6 protein-coding genes are annotated in these 6028 nt (G+C 39.2%); 2 read left to right on the top strand and 4 right to left on the bottom strand.

Annotated elements, in window-relative coordinates:
• Positions 1–158: 158 nt before the first annotated feature.
• From DW938_RS13650 to DW938_RS13635, 4 genes are all read right to left on the bottom strand, one after another.
• Positions 159–836 (bottom strand): DUF4367 domain-containing protein, encoded by a 678-nt coding sequence (locus DW938_RS13650; protein ID WP_181984461.1) that lies wholly within the window; start codon positions 834–836, stop codon positions 159–161.
• The gene (locus DW938_RS13645; RefSeq protein ID WP_117878649.1) at positions 829–1410 is read right to left on the bottom strand and encodes a sigma-70 family RNA polymerase sigma factor; all 582 of its coding nucleotides are present in this window, start codon (positions 1408–1410) and stop codon (positions 829–831) included. The genes DW938_RS13650 and DW938_RS13645 overlap by 8 nt, the downstream gene beginning before the upstream one ends.
• 63 nt (positions 1411–1473) lie before the next feature.
• The gene (locus DW938_RS13640; protein WP_022126658.1) at positions 1474–2289 is read right to left on the bottom strand and encodes a sigma-70 family RNA polymerase sigma factor; all 816 of its coding nucleotides are present in this window, start codon (positions 2287–2289) and stop codon (positions 1474–1476) included.
• Positions 2279–3409, bottom strand: a complete 1131-nt coding sequence (locus tag DW938_RS13635) for a DUF6076 domain-containing protein (RefSeq protein ID WP_118125452.1) — start codon at positions 3407–3409, stop codon at positions 2279–2281. Before DW938_RS13635 ends, DW938_RS13640 begins: the two co-directional genes overlap by 11 nt.
• Before the next feature lie 246 nt (positions 3410–3655).
• On the opposite strand from DW938_RS13635, the gene DW938_RS13630 reads away from it, so the two are divergent.
• On the top strand, positions 3656–4948 hold the full coding sequence (locus DW938_RS13630; RefSeq protein ID WP_118125450.1) for an AAA family ATPase: 1293 nt from the start codon (positions 3656–3658) through the stop codon (positions 4946–4948).
• Positions 4949–5356: 408 nt separating this feature from the next.
• A complete protein-coding gene (locus tag DW938_RS13625; protein WP_022126681.1) occupies positions 5357–5839 on the top strand; it encodes a ribbon-helix-helix domain-containing protein in 483 nt (160 codons plus the stop codon).
• Positions 5840–6028 lie beyond the last annotated feature (189 nt).

Genomic DNA, 6028 nt, shown 5'->3' with positions numbered 1-6028 from the left:
GTTCCTCCCACCGAACAGAAAATCAGGCAAGCCATAAAAACAGGTACAATTTTTTTCATAATATCTCCTCCTACAAAAAAATGAGTGCAAGAGAATTCTTTCCTCTTACACTCTTAATGACAACAAAATATTCGTTTTTGTGAGCTGTTTTTCAAGATTTATTTCGATTTTGTAGACTTGCACAAAGATAATGTATCTTTTTTATTCAAATTGCTTGTGATTTTAAAAATATATTCGCCGTTATCCCATGAAATACAGAAATCATGGTTGGTACTTTGAATAAGATATTCCTGTCCTGATTCATCAGTGTAGTATTCAAGTTCAGAATGTTCGTTATCAAAATAACCTGAGTAACTATCATGAACGAATTGCTCGAAAAAGATATATTTATCACCATTAAAATAAGCGGCGAATATTGTTCCGCTATCTCGGTTATAATCAGATAATTCAAAACCGTCGGGCAGATTTGAGATCGCATATTCTTCTTTGATAGTTGCCGGATAATCTTTTTCAGTAGCGTTGTTTACCGAAACGGCAGTGAGATCTCCGAAAATACTCATAAAGAAATCATTAACCGCCTCACGTACCGCTTCAACGCTCAGTGAAGATGCCGACAAAATTATTATGGCAGCCACTATACACGCCGCTCGCCTTCCTCCGGTACATATCAGATTAAAATACGGTTTATTCCTTCTTCGTATAAGTTTGTCCATCTTACGTTCGAACTTTTCTGAGAACTCGGCATTAACATCAAAATTTACAGAGTCAATAAATTCATCAAGCTTAGGTTCAAAAGCCTCGCCTATAGCTCTTGATAATATTGAATAGTTATCCATTATAAATGCCCTCCTTTTCAAGCAGCTTTGCAAGACTATCCTTTGCGTGCTGAAAACGCTGTCGTGACGCCGCATTGGAAATATGCAGTGCTAACGAAATCTCACTGTACCTCATGCCAAGAGTGATTCTCAGGTAAAGAATTTCCTGATCGGTATATGAAAGCCGCTTGATACAATCAACTATATTATCGTAATTTCTGTCACAAAGCGTCTCGTCTGTTAATTCGGGAATATCTTCGCTTAAATTCATAGCTTTAATGTGTTCCTTTTCTTTTTTCAGTAAATTCAAAGACACGTTTCTAACAGTAATGACAATATAATAGTCCAATTTGTGAGATTCTAAATTTTTAATTTTTTGAAAACTTTTTGCGAGACTAAAAAAAGTCTCCGAACAAGCTTCTTCGGCTAACGTTTTATTTTTCAAAATATTAAACGCAATCGCATAAGCCTTAGACCTATTTTGATTATATAAATCCTCAAATGATTTCTTATCGTCTTCGTTATCAATTAAGGTTAAGTATATTGCAAGCATAATGCCCCCCATTTTTTTTTGTTTATCATTTTCATACAGCAAAACCAAAAACTCCGCCAACGCCCGTAATTTCGCCTTAAACTCGTCAGATATTTCAACGGATTCCTATGCTGTCCTACCCTCCAAGGCATCCTTAACCGCCCGGTTACACAACCGCCACCATTTCAGCTTACTCCCGTTATGGTATTCCTTGCGAAGAATCTCTGTTGCAGAATTAACAGCCTTGTTTACAGCGTTTCTGGTGATCAGCATATAGTCCGCAATGTCGTTAACGGAGGTCTCTTCATACCCGAATGCACCATATTTTCTGCCGAGAATTTCTCTGTCCCTGGCTGATAAGTTTTCAAACAATTCCTTGAAAAGCTCAAGGCTAACTTCAATGTAAACCTTGTTATCGGGGTGCAGATCGTTAACGACAAGCCCAGGATTTTCAATGTACTCAATTCCGTTCTCTGTTTCCGCCCGTATCATCAGCGTTTCCGTTTTAAAAGAGAATGACAGACAGCTTTGAACGGTTTTCCTGTCCATGCCAAGCTCCTTGGATATATCCGAATTTGACATACCTTCATTATGCAGCTTGCGGCATCTTTGTATTTTTGAGAAATCGGAATGTGAAAGTCCTGCCGGAGAACTGAAATTTTCAATAAACTCCTGCATTGCATATCGAAGTTGGGGAGTAAGATATGTCAGTAGACTGCCCTTTCTTGCGTCATATTTTTTTGCTTTCAGCTTTTCAAAGAACGTCAAACTGCCAACCTGAACAAGGTCTTCAAAGGTATCGCTGAAACGCAAATAATTTTTGTAGTCTTTTGCGACCGCAGCAGCAACGCTCTGTATGAACCCGACATTCTGCTCGTACAGATCATATAAAGCTTGCATATTACCGTCATAATATTTCGATATCAGTTCCTCATTTGTCATTCTTAACCGCCTTTGGTCTGCCTCTCTTCGGAACGTCAAAACCGCATAATTTGTAAAGATTTTCAGACTGCATTTGCTGTTCAAATTCCTCATTGCTGAATTCGGGAGAGGTCATTGCTCTATGGTACAGTTCTTCTGCTTGTCGCAGAAGAACAGATTTTTGTTTTTCATCAATAACTTTTCTCTGATAGCTTCGCATAACCCTGTTAAGACAGCGCCGATATGACTGATATTTCGGATTATCCGCATTTTCTTCCTTAATTCTGACCGTTCTGTAAGCCATCTGATTACAGGTAAACCTCGGATTTTCAGGCGCAGCCTTGTCGCAGTATCTTGTTTTGTAGCCTTTGGTCATAAGAAAGAATCGTCCGCAATGTTCACATCTGCGTATATGATGTCCTGCCATAAGACCTTTTAGAAAATCGACCTTTAAAAAGCTCTGCAATCTCTCAACATGGTAGTATTCCGCAATTACATACTCTCCGCAGCCATCGGTTATTTCTTTGGGGATCATATTCATTTCAAGAAAATCAGCGCTTGTATACGACATATATTCATTCATGATAGGATTTGCGGTCATCTTGTACGCCATAGGATTTGTAAGGAAGTCGTAGTAAGTGGCGGCAAAATTTTCGGGATCAAGCTTTTTAAGATGTGACAGAAAATCGTTCACAAAGTAATACATAGTCTTATTGAAATTAAAAATATCATCGATCACAGGCTTGTAAAGACTTGCGGTCTTGTAATAAAGTTCCCAGTTTTCGGAATTCATAATTGTGCCGTCCATATCAGTAAATCCTTTGAAAAATTCGACAGCATTCTGAGTATCAAGAACCTGAAATATTTTATGTTTTTTCAAAGCCGTATCTATTTCGACCATCATGCTGTTCAGCCTGCCCCACTCCTTTTTTAAGGGCGGTATATATTCAACGGAATTATCCTTTTCAGCATTGATTTCATGGTTCATTATGTATTCCGCCGATCTATACTTATCATATATCTCTTCGAATTCGGAAGGAGGTATATTCATACATGATGCCGAAAGCTCGCCCAATAAAAAGTCCTGACCGTTGACCTCGATCATATTTCCTTTGACATAAAAACAAATATCGTTAAACATAATTACACCTCAAGGCTGTCGTTTTTACAGTTTCCAAATTAAGTATATCACATTTTGTCGTAATATGCAACAGAAAATGTCGTGTTGAGCGAAAATTAAATGTTACGTGATTTTATTCATTTTCCGGATTTCCGCATATAATAATATCAGAGAGTTAAAAACGCGCCGCAGAAAACTAAATCTGCGGCGTTTTTTGTTTGCAGAACCGAGGTCAGCGGCTTTGCATATTAAAAGGAGGTCGATAAAATGAAAGAATTAAAAATGTACAGCAGCGAGTATATTATGAATACTCCGATGAAACCGATCGAATATTGTGTTGACGGTTTGATCTCGCAAGGATTGTTCGTTCTCGCAGGAGCACCGAAAGTCGGTAAATCGTGGCTGGCTCTCGATATGTGCCTGTCCATTGCAAAAGGAGAAAAGGTGCTTGGAAAAGAAACGTTATGCGGTCATGCGGTATATCTTAGTTTAGAGGACAGCCTGATACGTCTGCAAAACAGGTTGTACGAACTGACAGACGAGCCGTCCGACAATCTTAACTTTGCAATTATGGCGGAATCAATTTCAAATGGTCTGCCTGAACAAATTGAATACTGCAGGAAGCGGTTTGACGATTTGAAAATTGTTGTGATAGATACTTTGCAAAAGGTACGTAACGAATCGGAGTCAAGCTACAGTTCAGATTACAAAGAACTATCCGTTCTAAAAAGTCTTGCGGACAAGCTTGGTATAGCTATAGTTCTGGTTCATCACACACGAAAGTGTTCCGACGGCGATCCGTTCAATATGATTTCAGGCAGTACAGGTTTGAGCGGTTGCGTTGACGGAAGTATGGTTCTGATTGAAAGCAAGCGTGGAAGTCGAAAAGCTAAACTGTATTGCGTAGGTCGTGATATTGAAAATCAAGAGATCAATGTTGTGTTTGAAAGCAGCAGATGGAAAGTGTCTGATGAGATTAAAAATATCGAACCCGACTATTTCCCCTTTGCTGTTCACGACTTTATGGTAACTCAGAAAAAGTTTAAAGGCTCTGCTACTGAACTTGCTGAAAAGTTATCTGCTCTGCTGGACAAAGAAATGTTTTCAAATCGTGTCAAAAAAGATTTAATTCAACACGCTTATGAATTGCTGGATTACGGAGTAACGTTTGAATCCAAACGCAGCAACGGACAGCGAATAATTATTCTGAATTACGATATGAAAAGTGACAGCAGTGACGGCAGAAATCTTATGCCGAAGGAGTGTGAAAACGCTGACCCTGCTGTCACTTGCGGTAACAGTGAAATGCTTGAAAAGCCTTTAAATACGTTGCTTGCGATTGATGAGTACGAAGTTGAGGCAGAAAAATCCGCTGTCACTGTTTGTGATTCTGCCGACCCTGTTGATGACGTTACTGACCCTGCCGCTAATGAAGTTTATGAAATCGAGTTAATGAGCCTTGATGAAGTACTGCATATGTCTGCTAATAAAATAAGAAGTCAGCTTGCGAATAAGGGGATTGAAATTCCGCCGTTTGAAACGCAAAGAAAGGCAACGTAAGCCGATTTGCGTGGCTTGAATTTTTGTCGGGTAAGTCTAGCAGAAACAGCTTAAAAGCCGACACAGGCTATTTGTGAGCCGCTGTGGGCGATATGTGGGAGAGGTTTTAATTCTGATAATAAAAGGCGATTGTCAATCTGCACAAATACCGGATATGCAGAGGTTAAAGTAAGCATAACTAATAATTTGCAAGTTAAAGCGACGGTGTCGCACTCACAGCGGACAGCAAAGCTGACCGCAATATTTTGCCGAAATTACGGAGGTTTTCGGCTCTCGAGTAAAAGGAGTCTTAATTTGCAAAAGTATGAAACGGAGGTGTCGCAGCAAGTAAAAAATCAATAAAAATGCGGAAATATCGCCCTTTGGAGTGTGCACCAAAAGGTAATACCGCAGGAAACGGAGGTAATTATGGCAAAGAAAATAGGAATAAGCTTAGACAATGAAACTTTGGAACTTTGTGATGAGTATGCGGAGAAAACTTCGCACTCACGTTCAGAATTTATAGCCAAGGCGATAAGGGAGTATGTTTCCTCAATTGAAGTCGGCAGGCAGAAGAATATCATCGCAAAAAATCTTGCAGATGAAATCGTGAAAGGTAGCGAGGCAGGGATAACTAAAATCTCAAAAGGCTTGTTCAGATACGCAGTTGAGCTAGAAATTGTGATTATGATACTGTCGGAGCTGGCTGATATTCCTCCGAAAGTTATAGCGGAGTATCGCAAGGAGGCGGTGCGTAACGTTCGCAGGACAAGGGGTAAAGTTAACCTTGACGATTTGATTGCAAGGAACAACCGTGAATTTGCCGAACAAAATATAGCTGAAAATTCTTGCGAATATGGCGAAGGTGATGTTATCGTTAACGCCTATGAGGTTGATGATAACGAATTGTAAAATCGGTGCGTATCAAATTCGCACAAAAAATTTAAAACGAAAGGACTGAACTGATTTGTTTACACGAATTTTCTCAACATTTGTTCCGATATATATCGGAGAGCAGGAGGTATATGGACACAAATATTATAGAAACCTGCTAAGAAAAATCAATAGGCAAAATGAACAAAGTTGAGAAAAGAAGCAAAG

This window comes from Ruminococcus sp. AM43-6 (genome assembly GCF_003461785.1).
In the GTDB taxonomy this organism is placed as follows: Bacteria; Bacillota; Clostridia; order Oscillospirales; family Ruminococcaceae; genus Hominimerdicola; species Hominimerdicola aceti.
Note: the sequence above shows the minus strand (reverse complement) of the source record. Positions and strands in the feature narration are given on the sequence as shown.

Bases quoted from the DNA above. Each gene is read 5' to 3' on its own strand.
- DW938_RS13650 (WP_181984461.1), bottom strand. From the start codon at position 836: ATGGATAACTATTCAATATTATCAAGAGCTATAGGCGAGGCTTTTGAA.
- DW938_RS13640 (WP_022126658.1), bottom strand. From the start codon at position 2,289: ATGACAAATGAGGAACTGATATCGAAATATTATGACGGTAATATGCAA.
- DW938_RS13635 (WP_118125452.1), bottom strand. From the start codon at position 3,409: ATGTTTAACGATATTTGTTTTTATGTCAAAGGAAATATGATCGAGGTC.
- DW938_RS13630 (WP_118125450.1), top strand. From the start codon at position 3,656: ATGAAAGAATTAAAAATGTACAGCAGCGAGTATATTATGAATACTCCG.
- DW938_RS13625 (WP_022126681.1), top strand. From the start codon at position 5,357: ATGGCAAAGAAAATAGGAATAAGCTTAGACAATGAAACTTTGGAACTT.